General features: G+C 65.2%; 22 protein-coding genes and 1 pseudogene. 17 read left to right on the top strand and 6 right to left on the bottom strand.

Annotated features, from left to right (window positions below; translation table 11 throughout):
• Positions 1–119 precede the first annotated feature (119 nt).
• Positions 120–311, top strand: coding sequence for a hypothetical protein (locus ACEYYA_RS12815; RefSeq protein ID WP_374801258.1), 192 nt, complete (start codon positions 120–122; stop codon positions 309–311).
• A 136-nt stretch (positions 312–447) separates the two neighbouring features.
• On the opposite strand, the gene ACEYYA_RS12820 is transcribed toward ACEYYA_RS12815, so the two are convergent.
• The 5 genes from ACEYYA_RS12820 to ACEYYA_RS12840 form a co-directional block, all read right to left on the bottom strand.
• Positions 448–630: a hypothetical protein gene (locus ACEYYA_RS12820; RefSeq protein ID WP_374801260.1), complete on the bottom strand. Its 183-nt coding sequence runs from the start codon at positions 628–630 to the stop codon at positions 448–450.
• A 41-nt stretch (positions 631–671) separates the two neighbouring features.
• Positions 672–2,012: a hypothetical protein gene (locus ACEYYA_RS12825; protein WP_374801262.1), complete on the bottom strand. Its 1,341-nt coding sequence runs from the start codon at positions 2,010–2,012 to the stop codon at positions 672–674.
• Between the two features lie 81 nt (positions 2,013–2,093).
• Positions 2,094–3,698 carry a 3'-5' exonuclease gene (locus ACEYYA_RS12830; RefSeq protein WP_374801264.1) on the bottom strand — a complete coding sequence of 535 codons (1,605 nt, stop codon included), beginning with the start codon at positions 3,696–3,698 and terminating at the stop codon, positions 2,094–2,096.
• Positions 3,699–3,706: 8 nt separating this feature from the next.
• The gene (locus ACEYYA_RS12835; protein ID WP_374801266.1) at positions 3,707–4,681 is read right to left on the bottom strand and encodes a hypothetical protein; all 975 of its coding nucleotides are present in this window, start codon (positions 4,679–4,681) and stop codon (positions 3,707–3,709) included.
• 11 nt (positions 4,682–4,692) lie between these two features.
• Positions 4,693–4,881: a hypothetical protein gene (locus tag ACEYYA_RS12840; protein ID WP_374801268.1), complete on the bottom strand. Its 189-nt coding sequence runs from the start codon at positions 4,879–4,881 to the stop codon at positions 4,693–4,695.
• 505 nt (positions 4,882–5,386) lie between these two features.
• Between ACEYYA_RS12840 and ACEYYA_RS12845 the strand changes: the two genes are divergently transcribed.
• On the top strand, positions 5,387–5,656 hold the full coding sequence (locus ACEYYA_RS12845; RefSeq protein WP_374801270.1) for a hypothetical protein: 270 nt from the start codon (positions 5,387–5,389) through the stop codon (positions 5,654–5,656).
• A gap of 62 nt (positions 5,657–5,718) precedes the next feature.
• A complete protein-coding gene (locus ACEYYA_RS12850) occupies positions 5,719–5,991 on the top strand; it encodes a hypothetical protein (protein ID WP_374801272.1) in 273 nt (90 codons plus the stop codon).
• 24 nt (positions 5,992–6,015) lie between these two features.
• Here ACEYYA_RS12850 and ACEYYA_RS12855 read toward each other — a convergent pair whose 3' ends face one another.
• Positions 6,016–7,293: a tyrosine-type recombinase/integrase gene (locus ACEYYA_RS12855; RefSeq protein WP_374801274.1), complete on the bottom strand. Its 1,278-nt coding sequence runs from the start codon at positions 7,291–7,293 to the stop codon at positions 6,016–6,018.
• A gap of 624 nt (positions 7,294–7,917) precedes the next feature.
• Here ACEYYA_RS12855 and ACEYYA_RS12860 point away from each other — a divergent pair.
• From ACEYYA_RS12860 to ACEYYA_RS12925, 14 genes and pseudogenes are all read left to right on the top strand, one after another.
• Entirely contained in the window at positions 7,918–8,175 is a 258-nt protein-coding gene (locus ACEYYA_RS12860; protein WP_374801276.1) for a helix-turn-helix transcriptional regulator, read from the top strand.
• Positions 8,175–8,423 (top strand): hypothetical protein, encoded by a 249-nt coding sequence (locus ACEYYA_RS12865; protein ID WP_374801278.1) that lies wholly within the window; start codon positions 8,175–8,177, stop codon positions 8,421–8,423. Before ACEYYA_RS12860 ends, ACEYYA_RS12865 begins: the two co-directional genes overlap by 1 nt.
• The gene (locus ACEYYA_RS12870) at positions 8,420–8,815 is read left to right on the top strand and encodes a VRR-NUC domain-containing protein (protein WP_374801280.1); all 396 of its coding nucleotides are present in this window, start codon (positions 8,420–8,422) and stop codon (positions 8,813–8,815) included. Before ACEYYA_RS12865 ends, ACEYYA_RS12870 begins: the two co-directional genes overlap by 4 nt.
• Positions 8,812–9,849 carry a helix-turn-helix domain-containing protein gene (locus ACEYYA_RS12875; protein WP_374801282.1) on the top strand — a complete coding sequence of 346 codons (1,038 nt, stop codon included), beginning with the start codon at positions 8,812–8,814 and terminating at the stop codon, positions 9,847–9,849. Before ACEYYA_RS12870 ends, ACEYYA_RS12875 begins: the two co-directional genes overlap by 4 nt.
• Positions 9,850–9,920: 71 nt before the next feature.
• A pseudogene (locus ACEYYA_RS12880) lies at positions 9,921–10,310 on the top strand (DNA cytosine methyltransferase); the annotation flags it as partial.
• Between the two features lie 55 nt (positions 10,311–10,365).
• Positions 10,366–11,019: a DNA methyltransferase gene (locus ACEYYA_RS12885; RefSeq protein WP_374801284.1), complete on the top strand. Its 654-nt coding sequence runs from the start codon at positions 10,366–10,368 to the stop codon at positions 11,017–11,019.
• Positions 11,016–11,687, top strand: coding sequence for a hypothetical protein (locus ACEYYA_RS12890; protein ID WP_374801286.1), 672 nt, complete (start codon positions 11,016–11,018; stop codon positions 11,685–11,687). Before ACEYYA_RS12885 ends, ACEYYA_RS12890 begins: the two co-directional genes overlap by 4 nt.
• A gap of 57 nt (positions 11,688–11,744) precedes the next feature.
• On the top strand, positions 11,745–12,158 hold the full coding sequence (locus ACEYYA_RS12895; protein ID WP_374801288.1) for an MbcA/ParS/Xre antitoxin family protein: 414 nt from the start codon (positions 11,745–11,747) through the stop codon (positions 12,156–12,158).
• Positions 12,159–12,160: 2 nt separating this feature from the next.
• Positions 12,161–12,844 (top strand): RES family NAD+ phosphorylase, encoded by a 684-nt coding sequence (locus tag ACEYYA_RS12900; protein WP_374801366.1) that lies wholly within the window; start codon positions 12,161–12,163, stop codon positions 12,842–12,844.
• Positions 12,845–12,953: 109 nt separating this feature from the next.
• Entirely contained in the window at positions 12,954–14,492 is a 1,539-nt protein-coding gene (locus ACEYYA_RS12905; protein WP_374801290.1) for a class I SAM-dependent DNA methyltransferase, read from the top strand.
• A 2-nt stretch (positions 14,493–14,494) separates the two neighbouring features.
• Complete coding sequence (locus tag ACEYYA_RS12910) at positions 14,495–15,784, top strand: restriction endonuclease subunit S (protein WP_374801292.1); 1,290 nt, start codon at positions 14,495–14,497, stop codon at positions 15,782–15,784.
• Positions 15,784–16,359 (top strand): hypothetical protein, encoded by a 576-nt coding sequence (locus tag ACEYYA_RS12915; RefSeq protein ID WP_374801294.1) that lies wholly within the window; start codon positions 15,784–15,786, stop codon positions 16,357–16,359. The genes ACEYYA_RS12910 and ACEYYA_RS12915 overlap by 1 nt, the downstream gene beginning before the upstream one ends.
• A 50-nt stretch (positions 16,360–16,409) precedes the next feature.
• Positions 16,410–16,841, top strand: coding sequence for a hypothetical protein (locus ACEYYA_RS12920; RefSeq protein ID WP_374801296.1), 432 nt, complete (start codon positions 16,410–16,412; stop codon positions 16,839–16,841).
• A complete protein-coding gene (locus ACEYYA_RS12925) occupies positions 16,838–19,969 on the top strand; it encodes a type I restriction endonuclease subunit R (RefSeq protein ID WP_374801297.1) in 3,132 nt (1,043 codons plus the stop codon). The genes ACEYYA_RS12920 and ACEYYA_RS12925 overlap by 4 nt, the downstream gene beginning before the upstream one ends.
• The last annotated feature ends 38 nt before the right edge of the window (positions 19,970–20,007 follow it).

Here is a 20,007-nt window from a genome sequence, read left to right on the forward strand (position 1 = left end):
GCCATCTGCGCCTCGGTCAGCCAGAAAAGGTTGCTCATGATCCAGTCTCCTTGCGGAGCGTGAATCAGGCCGCATCCGGAAGATCAATGGGTCCTGACCCTAGAGCGCACTGAGCGTCCTTGCGTTTGTCCATCGGGATCACCGAGTTCGTGCTCATGACCGAAGAGCGGCCGGTACTGGATGTCGTCGCGGTCGACGTTCGAGAGTTCGCCTTTGGCAGCGGGATTCCGGCCGGAATCGATGCGATGATCCCTATCGAGCGGAACTGGAAGCAAAGGACATCGAAGACACCGATTTACGAAGCGATATGAAGGACTTCGCGCCCTCTTGCTTCCACAGTGCTTCCACGGTGGGCGCAAACACAAACGCCGCCCTGGAGGGCGGCGCTTAAGCGTTTGGAAACGCGAAGTAATTTGGTTGCGGGGGCAGGATTTGAACCTGCGACCTTCAGGTTATGAGCCCAAAGTCGAGCGATTCCAATAACTTAGGAAAACCAATTGCTTGCGCCGCAAGCCTTTGTTCTGGCTCGATTTTCATCCCCACATACATCAGCACTCGCACGGATTCGCCTGCAAAACCAGGGCGAAACGTGCTTTCGCGGGTTGATGTGGTGTTGATGTAGCCCGGCACCGCTGCTGCTCCGTTATCATCGCTCCTCCAGCACCGAGAGATCACCTCCGGAAGCTCTCCAGCCCGAGCTCGGCCCACATCCAGGAGAAATCATACTCGGCAATCGGACCCTCCCCACGCCCAGCACTGCGGTTTTCGAGGTACTTCAGCCAGTCGATAACCTTCTCACGCCCCGCCGTCGTCCGGACAGCCTGGCGCGGTGACTTGCCGCCGAGCGCCGGGATCGGCGCATCGAGCGTTTCGCGGTAGTGCTTGTCGAGGTGATCCCGCATGAGGTGGCGAGCGATTTCTGACGGGACATCGTCGGCCGACTCGCGTGGCCCGGCACGCCGTTGGTCAGCCCGCATCTGCTCCACCGTCCGGATCGTGGTCAACGGTGCCTTCAGCAGATCCCCGGCGGCCGCGCTGATCAACGTCTGGACCTTGGCCGCCCGCTCGGCCGAGTTGACGGTCACGAGCAGCATCTTGCCCTTCAGCTCCACAGAGCCCAGAACGGTGGCCCCCTCCATCTGCGTGTCGAGCATGATGCCGCTGCCTGCCTTGCCACCGCGCCCCTTGCGTGCTGCCAGCCAGTTCCAGAACTTCGGCCCCTCGGGCAGGAAGCCCTTCACCCGGTCAAGCCGCTCGGCCGCCGCCTTCTGCGTGACGCCGCTGGCAAGCGAGTAGCGCAGGTCGTGGAACAGCACATCATCCCCGTCCGAATTCGTGAACTGCGGCTCAGACGAAGTGAGGGCGCGGTCGATCTCGATGAATAGCCAGGCGGAGGTGAAGATGGGCGCGCAGCCCAGAAGCTGGTCGCGAGTGAGCCGCAGCGCATCCCGCTTCTTCAGCTTCAGGGCATCTCGCAACCCGGCAAACAGGAAATCCACCGCTTCGGGGCGGAAGGGTAACAGCGCGCCGGAGATGACATGGTGATCGCGTTCGGGCACCACCCGCACGGCAATACGGTCCCATTGCTTCAGCGTGCGCGTGGCGGATTTCTCGCGCACAGTGACTGGTGGGGCATCCGACAACATATCGCGCAGCACCATCGACGTGCCGGGCTGGACATCGCTGACTTCGTATAGACTGACGGGCGCATCCCGTAGCGCGCTGAAATAGGCCCGGTTCAAGGCTGTCTCCTTCCAGCCGCGCCGCTTCAGATAGAGATCGACGATGTTGCCGTCCTCATACCGCTGGCCAAGGAAGTCCTCGAACCCGCAACCCCAGAGGACGCCAGCCCACTGATCGCCCAGCAGATCGGTCAAGCCGTCATGGTCGATCTCGAATTCCTCCAGCGCGGGCATCAGGTGTTCGGCGACTACATCCTGCAGCCGGTCGCGCCAGTCGCCTTCCCGGCCGATAAAGGCCAGAAGGCCGGAAATGTCATTGCGTTCAGCCATCGCCCCTCACTCACGTGATTACCTGGAACATAGCCGCAGGATTCCGCCTCGGGCCGGAATCCCGCAGCCTGGCATCCATTCCTAGGAAAAACGCTGCTGGAGCGCCACACGATAGCTGTAGGGTGCCACTTCCTCGACCGTCACCATATCTCCGGCGCGCGCACCATGCCGCTCGAAAAACTCCCGGATCCAGCCACGCTTGCGGAAGAACCGCTTGGCACCATCGAGGTCGGTCATGACCACAGTACCACCGCCCCAATCGACGGCAATTTCACGCTGGGCGGCCGAAGCACGGTTCGATCCGCCGATCGCATCAGCCGGGAACTTCTCAAAGAAGCTCCTGAGGTAGATGTGGTTGTTGTCGATGTTGCCCTGCGTGATTTCGGTCGTGCCGATGTGGCGCGCAGCGTGCTGGCGCGGGATGGCATTTGGAAGCATTGGTGCGGCCACCGGTTCGCGGACAACCATCACGGTGTCGCCGGCATCCTCGATCAGGTCAAAATCCTCGTCGTCCACAATCGCAATCCGGCCCGTCGGAACCGGAGGCCGCTTGCGAACAGGCTGAACGCCCTCGGCGCGCAGGACAACCTCTGCCGCTGCGCGGGCATCTTCGCCTGCGTCGTGATGGTCGAACACAAGGCCAAGGTGCTGCTTGAGGCTCGCAAGGCCATGGCCGCCGTTGCCCCGCAACTCGGGCCAGGCAGCGCGGGCGACATGGACGCTGTCGCGCCAGTCCCACGCCGGGACGGGCAGGCCGCAGTTGCCACAGGCGGCGGCAATGGCGCTGCGGTCAAAGCCGGAGTGCTGATAGACCGTCGCGCCGTTCAGCGCATCCCGCAGGACCGGCAGCACCTCGGCAAAGGTCGGGGCGCCCTGCACCGTGCGGGCACTGATTCCATGGAGATACGTGAACACCCAGCGATCCACCTGCGGATCGACATAGGTCACCCAGGTCTCGATGGAATTGTCGGGGCGCACACAGGCGACACCGATCTGGCAGATGCTGCCACGGTCATGGTTCGCGGTCTCGACATCCAGTGCGAAGAAGCGAAACGCGCCCTTGGGAAAGGGCGTGACACGGACCTGACGCTTCGGCATGGCCTTCGGTGTCCGCACCGTGATGGAACCCGAAGTCGAGGTCAGAAAACGGAGACGCTGCCGTTCGATGGCCGCCTTTTCGCGGGCACCCCAGCCAAGGCGGCGCAGCGTAGCCTCGACCAGATCGACTGGCTCGTCATAGGCTTGCATCCGGCGCCGATTCCACGCGATGGCGTCGTCGGGCGCGAGGCAAAGCACCTCGGCCTCCAGCCGGGCGATGTCCTCCGTGTCGGGCAAGGGAAGCCAGACCGCGCGGCAGTGATCGACGACGAACTCGTTCCGCAACGCCTTGGCGATGTCGCCATCCGCCTTGGTCAGCGCATCCTTCCGGTCGCGCCACATCCGGCCGGTGTTGTACATGGCCGAGAAGTAGTGGCTCGTGTTCTCGGATCCGGTGCGATGGCGCTGGTGGATCCGCTTGTAAAGGGTCTCAGCGGCGGAACTGGTCGAGCCGATGTAGCGAAGATCACCATGGTGATCGACGAGGCCGTACAGGCCGCTGGCATCGCGCGGCGCCTGAGCGGTCGGGCGGGGCGTCGCTTCCAGAAGGGCGGACAAAAGGTCTTCGGCAGAGAAACGCATCATCATACTCCGGATCACATCGACATCAGCTGGCGGCGCTCGATACGCTTCCAGTCGCGCCCCGAGACAATGCCCCAGTTGCCCGCCTCATTCGGACGGCGCCAGCGCGGCGTGGCCATCTTCTGCAGGGCAGACAGCGCCTCGTCGAAGGACGGATACTGAACCTCCTCGCCCTTGGCGCCGATCATGAACTTGCCGCCGCGCGCGAGACCGGGATGGAAGTGGCTACCGTCTGCGGCGACGGGGACGAAGACCACCTCGTCCGAGAAATCCGGGCTCGGCGCTTCGGGCACCACCTCATCGGGCTGCTGCCAGATCGAGGCAAAGAATTCCTTCCGACCCTTCAGCCACGCGGCTGCGCTGACGGCCGTCACCCGCTGGCCGACCTTTTCCAGACCGCCATCCCCGCTGGAGAGGATGTTCCGGATCCGGCCTTCGGTGACGCCACCGAACAGGGCGAGCGACTGCAGGTCGACCTCGCCCGCACCGGTGTCGATGGCGTGGCGCGAGAGGGCGAGATTGATGATCCGGGCGATCACGCCCTGCGGTTCCGGGTTAGCCACCTGCCGAAACTGGTCAAGCTGCTGAGCCAGCGCATCAACCCAGGGCTTGCGGGCATCGAACGGGACGTCTGCAGGAAGCACACCGTACAGGCCGTAGATGCCCGCGTTGTCAATCAGCTTCGTGCCCGTCCAGTGCGGCGTCAGAACCGGGTCATAGGTTTCGAACGCCTCGCGCCAGGCCTCACCCTCGACATCGGGGCCGTGCAGCATTGCAAACAGATGCGGCGCGACTTCCTCGGCGCCGAGGATCATCTCGATCGCGCGGAAACGCGAGGCCAGAAGGGCGAGAATCTCAGGACCATAGTCCCAGTTCTCCTTGTAATCGGCGTTTTCGCTACTGAAGTAGCCGGCCAGCTCGCGCTGAAACCAGGTCTCGCGGCGATCATCGGCCGTCATCATCTCAGGGGTGAGGGCGGGCATGTTCATGGTCTTGTCCTTCAAGCGTGCAAGCGGCGGATCATGGCGCGAAGGTTATGGCGCGCGCGGTGATCGGAGGGGGTGGCGGCCGCGATGAGGAACCCTCTCTCGAAAGGAAGAGCGTAGTGACGGCCGCGCGGCTCGATGCCGAGCAAGTCAACACCTTCAGCACAGCAAAGCTGCTGATACTCTCTGACGACCTTGCGCATGAGGCATTCTCCGTGAATTCATCCTTGTTGTTACACGTATATGAGCCCGCAAGCCGATCATGTCAATGGCGTGGCTTCACGTTTCACCATATTTACCTCATCTGCTTTGACCGGCCCATGGAGAGCCTTCCAGGCCACTGTCTTTGTTTCACTTTCCTTCGCCCTCGTTGGCACCACAGAAAGCAGAAGACAGCGCTCAGCTGCCATCCACCTCTCTTGGCCCGGGGCGCATCTTCGTGATGACCGCTTCCGAACCCTTCTCGCCACCCCGCTTCTGAAAGGCTGCTTCCCCGCCGCTGGCTGGAGAATCGGTAACGGATCGTTCAGAACGTCAGCTCGAAGATGTTCATGTCTTGTTCTCGCCGCGACTCTTCGACAGACTGGCGGCTAAACCAGAGCGCGAGTCGCTCTGCGTTGATACCCGCGAACAACATCAGTCACCGCGCCAAGCCGCGCGCCAGATATGGCGTGCTCTGGCACGGGTTGAAAATTGGGGAAGTGGAACATGAGGTTACCGCAAAGGGAATACTATACGATTCATGAAGTCGCCGCACGCTGGGGCTGCAGCATCGCCGATCTCGCAGGCTGGTCGTCGAAGGGTCGCCTGGACATCGTGACCGGCATCCCACCCGTGACCTGCGGAGGCGACATCATCGCGGGCGAGGTCGTTGTTTCGGCTTTCGACATCCTGCCGATGTTTCGCCGCTGCGGGACCGGACCCCAGTCGGCGTTCGTCCGTCGCGTCCGGGCCATGGCTCGACCGACTGGTCGCTGATCACCGACCCCGCGGTCGGTGTCGAGGTCTCGATCGCGGATCTGCTGATTACCGGCCAGCAGGTGCAGAAGTTCGAGGACGACCACGAGCTGATGCGGCGCATCGCCGGCGGCTCAGGCTCGACTTCACCATACGACTGGGAGGGCATGACGAGCGCGCTGATCGTGAGGATCCACGAGAAGGGCCTGCCCGCCAGCCAGTCGGAGCTGATCGCGGACATGCAGGCGTGGTTCGCCGAGCAGTCGGCCGACGGCCAGTTCCCGGACGAGAGGTCGATCCGACGCCGCATCAGCGCGGTCTGGAAGACACTGTCGCAGCTCCGCCGGAGCGCCTGACGGCACGGACGTTGGCGGCGCCCGTCATGCAGACTTGCGGTCGCCGTCACGATCCCCCTGCCCATCCCGATCATGGACCAGCGTCGGCTTGGGGCGGAACACACTGGCCACCGCATCGACCCCGGCGCGGAGCGGTCCCTCCATGAGATGGGCATAGCGCTGGGTCGTCTGCATCTGGGTGTGCCCCAGCAGCTTGCCGATCATCTCGAGCGAGGCGCCGCCGCTGACGAGCAGCGAGGCGAAGGTGTGTCGCAGGTCGTGAATGCGGACGCCCTCGATCTGCGCCTCCTTCTGGATCCGGATCCAGAAGCGGCGGATCTCCTTGACGGGCTGGCCCGGCACATCGCCGGGGAACAGCCAGGGGCTGCCCTTCGGCACCAGCAGCCGCCGCTGGCGCACGATGGCCGCCACATCCTCGGAAATCGGCACGCGGTGCACACGGCGCTGCTTGGTGGTGGCCGCCGGTTTCGACCAAAGGCAGTGCTCCAGATCGAACTGCTCGAACCGGGCCTGTCGGACCTCGCCCACCCGGGCGCCGGTCAGCATGCAGATGCGGATGATGCCTGCCGCGCGCTGATCCTCGGCCGCGTCCAGCGCCCTGGCCAGCCGGTCGATCTCGTCCTTCGACAGGAAGCGCTCACGTGGGTTCTCGATCCGGCGGAAGAAGCCGTTCGCCGGGTTGTCCGTGCGCCAGCCCCATTCGATGGCGAGGTTGAACATCTTGCGCAGCACCTCGCCCACGCGGTTGGCGCGCACCGGCGTGGGCTTCGGGCCTTGCAGCTTGCGGGCGCGATTGTTGGGCTTTGCCTTGTGCGGTCGCGCCCGCCCCTCGGCGATCTTCGCCAGCAGCTTCTCGACATCGGGCTTGGTGATCTCGGTCACGAGCTTCCGCCCCCAGTGCGGCGCGACAAGCTTGACCATCATGGATTTCTGATCGGCCGCGCTCACGGGCGCGAGCCGCGGGGCGTATTCCTTCATGTAGCGGTCGATCAGATCCTGAAACCGGGGCGCCTCGCGTCGCCGGGAACGCTCGCCCAGCGGATCGCCTCCGGCATCGACCATGCGGCGCAGTTCCCTGGCGCGCTCGCGCGCCGCGGTGACCGACCATTCCGGCCAGCGGGCGAAGGTCATCCGGCGCTGGCGCCCGTCGACGCGGTAGTCGAAGGTGAAGGCGCGCCCGCCACCGCGATAGATGCAGGCGGCAAAGCCGCGAATGTCGGCATCGAAGATCTGGTAGTCCCGCCCCGGCACCGGCACGGCATCGCGCAGGATCTTCTCCGTCAGACGTTCGCGGTTCGGCATCGGCAATGGCCCCCTTTTCATCTCCATGACGCGTGAATTCAAAGCGATAGCAAGGCAATCATGGCCGGTGCGGTGGCGTCGAGGCAGCGACCGGCAGTCACCGGCAGTGACGCTGCCGAGCCCGTGCCACCCCATGATTTGCTGAGGATTGAGGTGCTGCGCCCAGGTTGGAGGCCAGCGCTGGGCGTCACTTCCGGGCACCGGCATCCACCCACGATGGGGTCTCACGAACGGATTCCGGGCATTTCGGAATGAAATCAGTGACCGGCAGCGATCTGACGACCTCGCTGCCGGTGACTGCCGGTCAGTGCCACCCTGCCACCCCCCGAAATCCCCCCCGAAACCCTCCAAGCCTCCTGAATTTCGGGGGGTTGCGGCATTGGCCGGGCCCTCCACCCTCCCCGCCGTCGGTTCGGGCAACCCCGGAGAGAGGCTGAATGCTTCGCTGCAGCGCAGCACGCGAGGCCCCGTTAATCGCGAAAACCCAATGAAACAAGGGGTGGCACGGCCCTCGCAAATCCAGTGCCGGTGACTGCCGGTCACTGCCTTCCTGCCACCCCCGCCCGTCTGTCCCTGATGGTTCCCGACACCTGCCCGCATCGGGCGACACTCGGGAGAGCAGACATGAGACAGACGGAAGCCGTGACCTCCAGCCCCCGCCAGGACACGCCGGGGGCGATCCTGGCGGGATGGATCAGCCGGGGCGAGCTGGCCCGCGAACTGGGCCTGACCGAGGACACCTTGCGCCGCTGGGAAGACCGTCGCATCGGCCCGGTCTGCGTCCGCGCCGGACGCCGGGTCTATTACCGCCGCACGGCGGTGCAGGACTGGCTCGCAGCACAAGAGGCCGCCAAGCAGGCGCGCGGGCGGGGGCATCGGTGATGAGACCCGCATCGCTTCCATGGCCCAAGGCCCGGGTGCTCGAGGCCCGCGCCGTCATCGCCGATGTCGCACATCATTCCGATCATCTCGTCCGGCTCGCCTGCAACGTGCTGACCACGCATGGCGAGACCGAGCAGGAGCGGCGCGATGCCCGCGCCCTCCTGTACGCGATCGAGGCGCGCTGTCCGGCCCTGCATCGCCGCGCCCAGCGCACCGATCACGATGATGCCCCGCAGGTGCGCCGATGAAGCGCCGTGGCACACCCGAGGCCGATCTGCAGCGCGCGGTGGTGCAGGCCCTGCGCTTCGCCCTGCCCCGCTCGGCCATCATCCACCATTGCGCCAACGAGGTGACCGAGCCCGGACCACGCGGCGCGAAACGCCAGGCGATCCTGGTCGGCATGGGCGTCCGTCCCGGCTTTGCCGATCTGATGGTTCTCTGCGACGGGCGCATTCTGTTCCTCGAGCTGAAGTCCAGCAAGGGCCAGCTCAGCCCGGATCAGGAGGCGTTTCGCGATGCGGTGCTGGCACAGGGTCATGGCTGGGCGCTGGTGCGCTCGCTCGATGACGCGCTGGGCGCGCTGGCGGACCATGGGTTCACCACGCGTGTCGCGGCCCCGGTTCGGAGGCCAGCGCCATGAGCCACGAGGCCACCAACTGGGCGATCAAGCAGCGCGGGCTGAAGCCGACCACCAAGATCGCGCTCTGGCATCTCTGCGACCGGTTCAACCCGGATTACGGCTGCTTCCCCTCACAGGACAGGCTGGCCGAGGACTGCGAGATCAGCCGGTCGACCCTGAACGAACATCTCGGCCAGCTCGAGGCAGCAGGGCTCCTGCGCCGTGTCCCGCGCCTGCATCCCGTCACCAGGCGGCAGATGCCGACGCGCTACATTCTGGGGTTCGAACCGGGCTTCACACCGCATGTGCCAGACCCGAGTCCGGAAACCGGACATGGAAACCTGGACGGCGGCGAAACCGGTGCAGAACCAGCGCCTTTCGAGGATGAGGTGGCCGCCGAGCCCGAGCCGTGTCCGGAAACCGGACACGGGTGTGGCGACCGAGCCGTGTCCGGTTTTGCCGCTGACCCGTGTCCGGAAAATGCCCAAGCCCGTGTCCGGAATCCGGACACTAACCCTGTAAGGGAACCTCTAAGTAAACCAGTAAAGGAGGAGGAGGGCGCGCAGGCGCGCGAGGCCATCTCCGAGGAGTTTTTCGGGGAACTGCTTTCAGCGCTGGGCGTGGACCCCGCCGCCCTGCCCGGCTGGTGGCAGGGCTGGCCGCCGCGCGAGCATGTCCGGCGCTGGCGCGACGATCTGGGTCTCGACGAGGAGGCGATCCTCGAAGTCGCCGAGGCCTCGCGGCGCGACCATCCGGAGCCCCCTGATGGCCCCAAGGCGCTTGACCGCGCGATGCAGCGCGCCGCCCAGCGCCTGAAGCAGACCGGCGCGCCGGTTCCGGCAAAGGGCTCAGCAAACGGCAACGGCGAGACCCGACGCCGGAAGCGCTACGACGGTCCGCGGCCCAGCGACGACGAGCTGGCGGCCTTCTACGCCGATCTGGTGAACTCCGACCGGTTCCTGCCGCCCAGCACGATCAGCAACACCATGCGCGACGCGATGCTGACCCGCGGGCTGGTGACGGCCGAGCGCCTGCGCGAGCGCGGGGTGCGGTGAATGGCATGGTGTCACGTCCCCGGCACGGCCTCTCCCTCTGCGCCGGCGGCGGAGGCCTGGATATGGGCCTCATGCTCGCCGAACCCGGCTATCACACCCGCGCCTTTGTCGAATGGGAGGACTGGCCGCGCACCGTCCTCATCTCGGCCCAGCGCGCGGGATACTTCGCCCCGGCCCCGATCTGGACTGACTTGCGCAGCTTCGACGCCCGGCCATTCCGCGGGGTGTTTGACACCGTCCTCGCCGGATACCCCTGCCAGCCCTTCAGCGCAGCCGGAAAGCGCGGTGGCGCCGACGATCCGCGCCACCTCTGGCCTTACGTCGCCCGGATCATCGGCGAATGCCGCCCCGAATGGGTCTTCCTCGAGAACGTCCCCGGCCACGTCACCCTCGGCCTCGAGACCGTCCTGCGAGAGCTTTGGGGCATGGGCTACACGCCTGCGGCGGGCCTGTTCAGCGCGGCAGAGGTCGGCGCGCCGCACCAGCGGCTGCGGATCTTCATCCTGGCCCACACCGATGAGCCTGCATCCCGGCACGGCCCGCTACAACCCGGCGGGGAACAGCGACTTCACCCGCAAGGCCGAAGCGCTGGCGTTGGGCATCACCAGCTGGTCGACGCCGAAGGCGACGGACGGCTCAAAGGGCGGGCCGGGTCAGAGCTACGGCTCGGGCGGCACCCCGCCCCTGCCCGCGCAGGCGGCGCAATGGCCGACCCCGGCCGCACAGAACTGGAAGGGCAGCTCGGAAGCCAGCGTCACACGGGCGGACGGCAAGTCCCGGATGGACATCCTGCACTACCGGGCGGAGCAGGGCTTCACCCGCCCGGACCCGGCGATCACGATGCATGGCGCGCGATCCTCGCCGCACGCCCCGATCTCGCGCCGGCTCTGGGCTTCGATGACTGCCTCGCATGGGCGCGTCGTCTCGCGGAGGATCCTGAAGGGCCGGTCGCGGCGACGGCTGAACCCGCTCTTCGTCGGATGGCTGATGGGTTGGCCCATCGGGCACGCGCTCTGCGCCTGCTCGGCAACGGAGTTCACCCTCTGGCAGCAGCACATGCGTGGCGCTCTCTCGCAGCTGCCCATGGCCTCGGGCCCGTGGATCTGGCGGCCATCAGATCAGGCCCAGCGCCCGGCGCAGATGGATTTCCTTGAAGGATTGAAGCCATGAGTTTCCAGAGGCAAGTCGGCCGCGCGGGCGGCACCAAGGTCAAACGCGCGCTGGGCGTGCAGGCGGCGCTGGAATGGGCGTTCCGGGTCGAGAAGGCCCAGCTGGAGCTGCCTCTGCCCCGGGACGTCAACGAGGAGGGGTTCGGTTTCGGCCTGGAACACGTCCTCCTCCAGCGTGCCGCGCTGGGCTGCAAGGTCGATGGCGGCCAGCACAAGATCGGCGGCTATACCCACGAGGACGCCGAGGTGATCGCGGCCACCGTCGCCGGGATGCCCGACAGTCTCGGCGGCAAGCGCATGGCGATTCGGGTGGCGGAGCTGGCCCGCGCCGGTCTGACACCGGACTGGATGCCGGGTTCGGTGCCGCGCTGCGTGCCGGTCGACGTGAAGCGCAACCAGCATGGCGAACGGGCCAGCACGATCGTTGTCGGCACCACACGCATCCTCACCCGTGGGAAGTGGCGCACCGTCGAGGTTCTGGCCTGTCCGGTGACTTTCTCCCCGCATCCCCACCAGATCGAGGCGGCCCGTCGCGCCTATGGCGACTGGTGGCTGGCGCTGGGCTGGATCCGGGACGGGCTTATCGAGGGCGGGATGCTGCGGGAGGTGGAGGTTACATCGGCGCTGCCGGTGTCACAGCCCTGGACGCGGGAGCGTGCGCTCAGGTAGGAAAACATCATTGCCTTTTGGCACACAATATTTATATTGATGCCAAAGGAGACAGCCATGCAGTTTGCCACGGTCCAGCCGATCATCGCTCGCCCCGACCTTCCCGTCATCACGGACGAGGAAGCGGCAGCGCTGGCGCGGGCCACCGTCAACCTGTTCCGCGCCTGGGGGTTGACCGACGCGGAAGCCCGCACCCTGCTCGGCGACATGGCCCAGCGCACATGGGCACGCTGGAAGACCGGCGACATCGGCCGCATCGACCGCGACCTGCGGGCGCGCATGGCGATCCTGATGGGGATCCACAAGGCACTGCGTTATCTATTTGCCGAGCCCACGCGCGGCTATGAATGGATCCGCAAGCCCAGCGAGGCCTTCGGGGGACGCAGTGCACTGGACATCATGCTGTGTGGCGAGATCACCGACCTGATCGACCTGCGCGCCTATCTCGACGCCGAGCGGGGCGCCTGGTGAATGTGCCTGTCCGACGCGTGACATGGCCGCGCACTTCCCGCATCATCCGCTCGATCCACCCGCCCATCGACCTCTTCGAGGACATCGCCGATCCGGCCGATTGGGAGGCGCTGGCCTCGGCCGAGGCCAAGTTCAACCCGCGCATCCGAGACAGCATCGGCGATCTGTCCAAGGTTCCGGTCGCGCGCCGGGTAACAGGCCCCGGTGCCAGTTGGGTCATGGCGCCCTTCGTCCACTGCTCGCCCCTTCGGCCCGGGCGGTTCTCCGATGGCAGCTACGGCCTGTACTACGCCGGCGACCGAACCGAGGTGGCGATCGCCGAGACCATCCACCACCACGCCCGCTTCATGCGCGCCACGAACGAAGCCCCAGGCTGGACGTCGCAGTTCCGAGAACTGATCGGGTCCGTCGATGCCGATCTGGATGACGCCACCGGACGCGCAGATCTGCTGGACCCCGACGACTACCGCCCCTCGCAGATCTTCGGCGCCGAGCGCCGCGCGGCCGGGTCGAACGGCATCACCTGGCACAGCGTCCGCTATTCGGGCGGGCAGTGCATCGCCGTGTTCTGGCCCGATGTGGTCCCGATCCCCACACAGGGTGGGCATTTCGCATATCACTGGAACGGAACCACCGTCGATTTCGTCAAGCGGCTGGAAACGGGAGAGGTGATGGCAGTGATCTGAGCGCACATTGAACACGCTCCGCAACCCGTTCATTTGGCGCGCGAATTTCTGGATTTCCTGATCCGGCTGGAATACGGTCGGGTCAACGGCAGGAAGAGGCGAATACCCCATGGCATCCATCGACAACGGCTCCGACCTCGGGATCGAGGCCAGCCTCTTCAAGGCCGCCGACAAGCTGCGTGGCAACATGGAGCCGTCGGATTACAAGCACGTCGCCCTCGGCCTGATCTTCCTCAAGCACATCTCGGACGGGTTCGAGATGAAACGCCAGGCGCTGCTGGCCGACTACCCCGAGGGCGCCGAGGACCCCGACGAATACCTCGCCGACAACATCTTCTGGGTCCCGCCCGAGGCGCGCTGGTCCCATCTGCAGGCCAGCGCCAAGCAGCCGACCATCGGCAAGCTGATCGACGAGGCGATGATCGCCATCGAGAAGGTCAACCCGTCCCTCAAGGGCGTCCTGCCCAAGGACTACGGCCGCCCGGCCCTGAACGCTGTCATGTTGGGGGAACTCATCGACCTGATCTCGGGCATCGCGCTGGGCGAGGGCAAGGACCGCGCGCGCGACCTGCTGGGCCGGGTCTATGAATACTTCCTCGGCCAGTTCGCGGGCAGCGAGGGCAAGCGCGGCGGCGAGTTCTACACCCCCCGCTCGGTCGTCCGCGTGATGGTCGAGATGCTGGAGCCCTACAAAGGCCGCGTCTACGACCCCTGCTGCGGGTCGGGCGGCATGTTCGTGCAGTCGGAGAAGTTCGTCGAGGCGCACGGCGGCCGTCTGGGCGACATCGCCATATACGGGCAGGAGTCCAACTACACCACCTGGCGGCTATGCAAGATGAACTTGGCCGTGCGTGGCATCGACGCCGACATCAAGTGGAACTCCGAAGGCACGTTTCACAAGAACGAACTGCCCGACCTGCGCGCCGATGTGATCCTGGCCAACCCGCCCTTCAACATCTCGGACTGGGGCGGGGAGCGCCTGCGCGAGGATGGGCGCTGGAAATATGGCATCCCGCCGGCGGGCAACGCCAACTTCGCCTGGCTGCAGCACATCCTGCACCACCTGTCGCCCACCGGCACGGCGGGGGTGGTGCTGGCCAACGGCTCGATGTCCTCGACCCAGTCGGGCGAGGGCGAGATGCGCCGCGCCATGATCGAGGGCGAGGTGGTCGATTGCATGATCGCCCTGCCGGGGCAGCTGTTCTATTCCACCCAGATCCCGGCCTGCCTGTGGTTTCTGGCGAAGGATAAATCCAACGGCATCGCGCGGGACCGCAAGCTGCGCGACCGGCGGGGCGAGGTGCTGTTCATCGACGCCCGCAAGCTGGGCTTCATGGTGGACCGCACGCGGCGCGAGTTTTCCGACGCCGACACCGCCCGCATTGCCGACACCTACCACGCGTGGCGGTTGGGCGAGGGCTACGCCGACGTGCCGGGCTTTTGCAAATCGGCAAGCCTTGAGGAAATCCGGTCCCACGGCCACGTCCTGACCCCAGGCCGCTATGTGGGGGCCGAGGCGGCGGAGGAGGACGAGACGTCCTTTGCTGAACGCTTCGCCGCGCTTCAAGAGCAACTGGAGGCGCAGTTCGCCGAAGCCGAGGAATTGACGGCGACCATCCGGGCGCGGCTGTTGGACTTGGCGATATAGAAATGGCATTTCCAACAAAACCGCTTAGCGAGTGCGCCCGGCTTGCGTCCGGTGGGACACCCTCCAAGTCCAATCCATCCTTTTGGGGGGGGCCAATTGCTTGGCTCACACCGAAAGACATGTCCCGGTTTGACGGAAACACGAAGGACAGTGTCACACGCGCTGCCATCGGAAACGGAACTCGGGAGGCATCCGAGGACAGCCTGTTCATAGCCGTTAGGGGTATGTCTCTCCACAACGAGATCCGGGTTGTCAGGCCCAAGCGCAAAATGGCCTTCAATCAGGACATAAAGGCGATCACGCCAGTCGCCGCAGTTGATGGGCGATTTCTCCAATACGCTTTGCTTGCGAAGATTCCTGAACTCTTGGATGCCGTTGAGGCCGCAGGACATGGCACTGGCGTCCTCCCGACGGACAAGCTGAACAGTTTGCCAATTCCCGACCTTCCCCTCTCCGAACAACGCGCTATCGCCGCCACCCTTGGGGCGCTGGATGACAAGATCGAGTTGAACCGGAAGATGAACGCCACGCTCGAGGCCATGGCGCGGGCGCTGTTCCGCGACTGGTTCGTCGATTTCGGCCCCACCCGCGCCAAGATGGAAGGCCGCGAACCCTACCTCTCGCCCGACCTCTGGTCCCTCTTCCCCGACCGCCTCGACGCCGAGGGCAAGCCGGAGGGGTGGGAGGTGTCGACCGTCGGCGACGAGGTGCGCGTCGTCGGCGGATCGACCCCGAGCACCAAAGAACCGGATTTCTGGGACGGAGGCATCAACTGGGCCACGCCGAAGGACCTGTCCACTCTCTCAGCCCCTGTCCTGCTTGAAACCACTCGTTCGATCACCGCGGCGGGCCTCGCGAAGATCAGCTCGGGTCTGCTGCCCGTGGGGTCGCTGCTGTTGTCGTCCCGCGCACCCATCGGCTATCTCGCCATCGCTGAGGTGCCGGTGGCGATCAACCAGGGCTTCATCGGCATGATCTGCGACAAGCGAGTGTCCAACGTCTTTGCCTGGCTCTGGACGCTGGAAAACATGGCAGCGATCCTCGCCAAAGCGAACGGCTCGACCTTCCAGGAGATCAGCAAAAGCAACTTCCGCCCGCTCCCTGTCGTCGTTCCGACAGAGGCAGTGCTGCGTGCCTTCGATGCCATCGCAAAGCCGCTTTACGAGCGCATCGCCAAGAACGAACGCGAATCCCGCACCCTCGCCCAGACCCGCGACCTCCTGCTGCCGCGCCTGATGTTGGGCGAGCTGCGGCTGGCTGAGGCCGAGCGCCTTGTTGGCGAGGTGGCATGATGAGCGAGGCAGTTGCTGCCCTGGTGGGTGCCATTGTAGGTTCGGGGATCGTCGTTCTAAGGGAATGGCTGGCTGGGAAGGTCGACGGTAGAAAACGCGCGAGATACCTTGCCATCCGCGTCGTGATCACGCTGGACAGGTTCGTTGACGAATGTGCGATCGTCTCTCTCGACAACGGGCATCTTGAGGGATTTCGCGAAGAAGCGACCGCCACCACCAAGGATCCGTCGCCGATCGACTTTCCCGAAGATGTGGACTGGCGCAGCATCGATCACCAGATGGCCTATGATCTTCTCTCGCTCGACAACAAGCTGCACGACGCCCGGCAGGCGATCAATGCAGCGGCCGATTTCTCATCGCCCCCTGACTACGACGAGTATTTCGAGACAAGGCGATACAGGTACGCGCTGCTTGGACTGGAAGCTGCAAGGCTCGCCCGTATCCTGCGCGACACACACGATCTGCCCAGGCGCACGTTCGGCGAATGGAACCCCGAAATCAAACTTCAGGAAAATCGAAAAGAGATCGAAGCAGAACGGGAAAGACACAAAGCCCTTTCGTCCGACATACTCTGAATAGCCAAGCCAAGTATTGGCTGCTCCTCCCACATTTGAGGTCAAACCGCATGAGCATACCCGAAATCGATCTGACGAACCTGAAACGAGCCATCGTCATGCGGCTCGACCGCGAGGCGAAGGAGCATTCCAAGGGCCACCAGAAGAGCTACGCGAACCGCTATTCGATGCGATCCTACGACGGCGCGCTGGTTGAGCTGATGTTCGAGAAGGGCGACAAGTCCCCCGCCAACCTCTGGGTCAGACAGGACTTCGTGAGAGACCTTCTTGATGGCAGCATTCCGTTCACCCCATCGCCCGCATCAAAGCTGTACCAGACCGTCGGCAAGACGGGCGAGAAGCAGTATGGGCGGCACTCGGCGCTTGAGGACATGATGCAACTCGGGAAGGCCGACCTCGTGTGTTTCGCGTTGCGCAACATGGCGGATCTGGATCGGGTTCTGGCAACGTTGGCACAGGTCACGAGGCCAATGCGCGCATGACCACATTGACCGAAGCCGAAGTCGAAGCTGTCCTGCTCGATCACCTCGAGCGACTGGGCTACACCTGCCTCAACGACACGGTTTCGGGCCCCGATGGCAGCGCACCAGAACGCGACGCCTATTCCGACACGATCCTGCCGCGCCGCCTGCGCGAGGCCGTCGCCCGGCTGAACCCCCACATCCCCGAGGATGCCCGCGAGGATGCGATCCGCCGGGTGGTGGCGGCCGACCGCCCCTCGCTGATCGAGGAAAACCGCCGCCTGCACCGCGCCCTTGTCGAGGGCGTGCCGGTCGAGTTTCGGGCCGAGGATGGCACGATCCGGGGCGATGCCGTGCGCCTGCTGGACCCCGAGGACCGGCTGAACGACTGGCTCGCCATCGCCCAGTTCACCGTGACAGAGAACGGCAATAAGCGCCGCCCGGATGTGGTGGTGTTCCTGAACGGCCTGCCGGTGGGCGTGATCGAGGTGAAGAAGCCGGGGGCCGAGGCGGCCTCGCTGACCGCGGCCTTCAACCAGCTGCAGACCTACAAGGCGCAAATCCCGTCGCTGTTCCGCACCAACGCCGTGCTGGTCACGACCGACGGCATCATGGCGCGCGTGGGCTCGCTGACCGCCGATCCGGAACGCTTCATGCCCTGGCGTACGACTGATGGCGTAGACGTAGCCCCCAAAGGCGCGCCGGAAATGTCGGTGCTGATTGAAGGGGTGTTTCAGCGCGGGCGGCTGCTGTCGCTGATGCAGGATTTCACGGTGTTCGGCGACACCCCAAGCGGGATCGCCAAGATCATCGCGGGCTATCACCAGTTCCATGCCGTCAAGCGCGCGGTGGCCAGCACGGTCGAGGCCAGCCGTGGCGACGGCGACCGCAAGGCCGGGGTGATCTGGCACACGCAAGGCTCGGGCAAGAGCCTGCTCATGGCCTTCTATGCCGGGCAGTTGGTGCGCGAGCCAGCGATGGAGAACCCCACCATCGTGGTGATTACCGACCGCAACGACCTGGACGACCAGCTGTTCGCCACCTTCGCCATGTGCCGCGACCTGATCCGCCAGACCCCGGTGCAGGCCGACAGCCGCGAGGACCTGCAGCGCGCGCTGGCCCGGGCCTCGGGCGGGGTGGTGTTCACGACGATCCAGAAGTTCGCCCCCGAGAAGGGCGAAGCCTATCCGATGCTGACCGACCGCCGCAACGTTGTGGTGATCGCCGATGAGGCGCACCGCAGCCAGTACGGGTTCAAGGCCCGGATCGAGAAGACCGGCGACATCGCCTATGGCTTTGCCAAGCACCTTCGCGATGCGCTGCCGAATGCGTCCTTCATCGGCTTCACCGGCACACCCATCGAGAAGGACGACGTCAACACCCCCGCCGTCTTCGGCCACTACATCGACATCTACGACATCAGCCGCGCCGTCGAGGACGGGGCGACGGTGCCGATCTACTACGAGAGCCGACTTGCCCGTATCGAACTTCCCGAGGACGAGAAGCCCAGGGTCGATGCCGAGATCGAGGCGCTTACCGAGGATGAGGCCGTCGGTGAACAGGAACGACTGAAGCGCAAGTGGTCGACCGTCGAGGCGCTGGTCGGGTCCGAAAAGCGACTGCGGATGGTCGCCGAGGACCTGGTCGTCCATTTCGAGGCACGAGTGCAGGCGATGGACGGCAAGGCAATGGTCGTCTGCATGAGCCGCCGCATCTGCGTGGAGCTCTACAACCAGATCATCGACCTTCGGCCGGCGTGGCATTCCGACGACGACAACGCCGGGCTGGTGAAGATCGTGATGACCGGCGCGGCCTCGGACCCGGAAGCCTGGCAGCCCCATATCGGCGGCAAGGCGCGGCGTGACCTGCTGGCCAAACGCGCGAAGGACCCGAAGGACCCGCTGAAACTGGTGATTGTCCGCGACATGTGGCTGACCGGCTTCGATGCGCCCTCGATGCACACGATGTATGTCGACAAGCCGATGCGCGGGCATGGGCTGATGCAGGCGATCGCCCGGGTGAACCGGGTGTTCCGCGACAAGCCGGCCGGGTTAATCGTCGATTACATCGGCATCGCCCAGAACCTGAAATCCGCGCTGGGCCAGTATTCGGCGGCAGATCAGCGCCAGGCCGGGATCGACGAGGCCGAGGCGGTGGCTGCGCTTCTGGAACGGCTCGACGTTGTGCGCGCCATGTTCCACGGCTTCGACTATGATCTCGGCATCACTGGCACACCGCACGAACGCCTGGTCACCCTCGCGGCGGCGCTGGACTGGATTCTCGCGCGGCAAAACGAGGCTGCCCAGCGCGAAACCGACAAGGAGGCGAAGAAGGCCGCCCATCGGCGCTTCCAGGATGCGGTTCTCGCCTTGTCGAAGGCCTTCGCGCTCAGCTCGGCCAGCGACGCCGCCCGCGAGGTGCGCGACGAGGTGGGGTTCTTCCAGACGGTCCGTGCCGCAATGGTCAAGGCCGCCGACACCAGCGGCAGGTCGGCCGCCGAGCGCGACCTGGCGATCCGGCAGATCGTCAACGACGCCGTCGCCTCGACCGAGATCGTCGACATTCTCTCAGCCGCGGGTCTGTCTTCGCCGGATATCTCGATCCTGTCCGACGAGTTCCTGGCCGAGGTCGGACAGATGGAGAAAAAGAACCTCGCCCTCGAGGCTCTGCGCAAGCTCCTGAACGACGAGATCAGGTCACGAAGCCGGTCGAACGTCATAGAGACACGGAAGTTCTCGGAGCGCCTCGAAGAGGCCATCGCCCGCTATCACACCAACGCGATCAGTACGGTCGAGGTGCTGCAGGAGTTGATCGCGCTGGCGAAGGACGTTCGCGAGGCACGGAACCGGGGCGAGGAAACCGGCCTTTCACCAGAGGAAGTGGCCTTCTACGACGCGCTCGCTGAAAATGAGAGCGCCGTCGAGGTTCTGGGCAACGACCAACTCAAGGTCATTGCCCACGAACTGCTCAAGGGGCTCCAGGCGAATGTCAGTGTCGACTGGGCGCACCGGGACAGTGCCCGCGCTCGCCTTCGCGTGCTGGTGAAGCGGATCCTGCGCAAGTACGGCTATCCACCGGATCTCGAGGACGCGGCAGTTCAGGGTGTTCTCGCGCAGGCAGAGGCAATCCTTTCGGAGGTGGCGCGCTGATGGAAGTCGCGAACCCAATGGGCGGGAATCCGCCAATC

Source organism: Paracoccus zhouxuedongae (genome assembly GCF_041927815.1).
Classification (GTDB): domain Bacteria; phylum Pseudomonadota; class Alphaproteobacteria; order Rhodobacterales; family Rhodobacteraceae; genus Paracoccus.

Excerpts from the sequence above, each read along its gene's own strand:
- ACEYYA_RS12825 (WP_374801262.1), bottom strand. The coding sequence starts at position 2,012 with ATGGCTGAACGCAATGACATTTCCGGCCTTCTGGCCTTTATCGGCCGG.
- ACEYYA_RS12830 (WP_374801264.1), bottom strand. The coding sequence starts at position 3,698 with ATGATGATGCGTTTCTCTGCCGAAGACCTTTTGTCCGCCCTTCTGGAA.
- ACEYYA_RS12835 (WP_374801266.1), bottom strand. The coding sequence starts at position 4,681 with ATGAACATGCCCGCCCTCACCCCTGAGATGATGACGGCCGATGATCGC.
- ACEYYA_RS12840 (WP_374801268.1), bottom strand. The coding sequence starts at position 4,881 with ATGCGCAAGGTCGTCAGAGAGTATCAGCAGCTTTGCTGTGCTGAAGGT.
- ACEYYA_RS12845 (WP_374801270.1), top strand. The coding sequence starts at position 5,387 with ATGAGGTTACCGCAAAGGGAATACTATACGATTCATGAAGTCGCCGCA.
- ACEYYA_RS12855 (WP_374801274.1), bottom strand. The coding sequence starts at position 7,293 with ATGCCGAACCGCGAACGTCTGACGGAGAAGATCCTGCGCGATGCCGTG.
- ACEYYA_RS12860 (WP_374801276.1), top strand. The coding sequence starts at position 7,918 with ATGAGACAGACGGAAGCCGTGACCTCCAGCCCCCGCCAGGACACGCCG.
- ACEYYA_RS12865 (WP_374801278.1), top strand. The coding sequence starts at position 8,175 with ATGAGACCCGCATCGCTTCCATGGCCCAAGGCCCGGGTGCTCGAGGCC.
- ACEYYA_RS12870 (WP_374801280.1), top strand. The coding sequence starts at position 8,420 with ATGAAGCGCCGTGGCACACCCGAGGCCGATCTGCAGCGCGCGGTGGTG.
- ACEYYA_RS12875 (WP_374801282.1), top strand. The coding sequence starts at position 8,812 with ATGAGCCACGAGGCCACCAACTGGGCGATCAAGCAGCGCGGGCTGAAG.
- ACEYYA_RS12885 (WP_374801284.1), top strand. The coding sequence starts at position 10,366 with ATGAGCCTGCATCCCGGCACGGCCCGCTACAACCCGGCGGGGAACAGC.
- ACEYYA_RS12890 (WP_374801286.1), top strand. The coding sequence starts at position 11,016 with ATGAGTTTCCAGAGGCAAGTCGGCCGCGCGGGCGGCACCAAGGTCAAA.
- ACEYYA_RS12895 (WP_374801288.1), top strand. The coding sequence starts at position 11,745 with ATGCAGTTTGCCACGGTCCAGCCGATCATCGCTCGCCCCGACCTTCCC.
- ACEYYA_RS12905 (WP_374801290.1), top strand. The coding sequence starts at position 12,954 with ATGGCATCCATCGACAACGGCTCCGACCTCGGGATCGAGGCCAGCCTC.
- ACEYYA_RS12910 (WP_374801292.1), top strand. The coding sequence starts at position 14,495 with ATGGCATTTCCAACAAAACCGCTTAGCGAGTGCGCCCGGCTTGCGTCC.
- ACEYYA_RS12915 (WP_374801294.1), top strand. The coding sequence starts at position 15,784 with ATGAGCGAGGCAGTTGCTGCCCTGGTGGGTGCCATTGTAGGTTCGGGG.
- ACEYYA_RS12920 (WP_374801296.1), top strand. The coding sequence starts at position 16,410 with ATGAGCATACCCGAAATCGATCTGACGAACCTGAAACGAGCCATCGTC.
- ACEYYA_RS12925 (WP_374801297.1), top strand. The coding sequence starts at position 16,838 with ATGACCACATTGACCGAAGCCGAAGTCGAAGCTGTCCTGCTCGATCAC.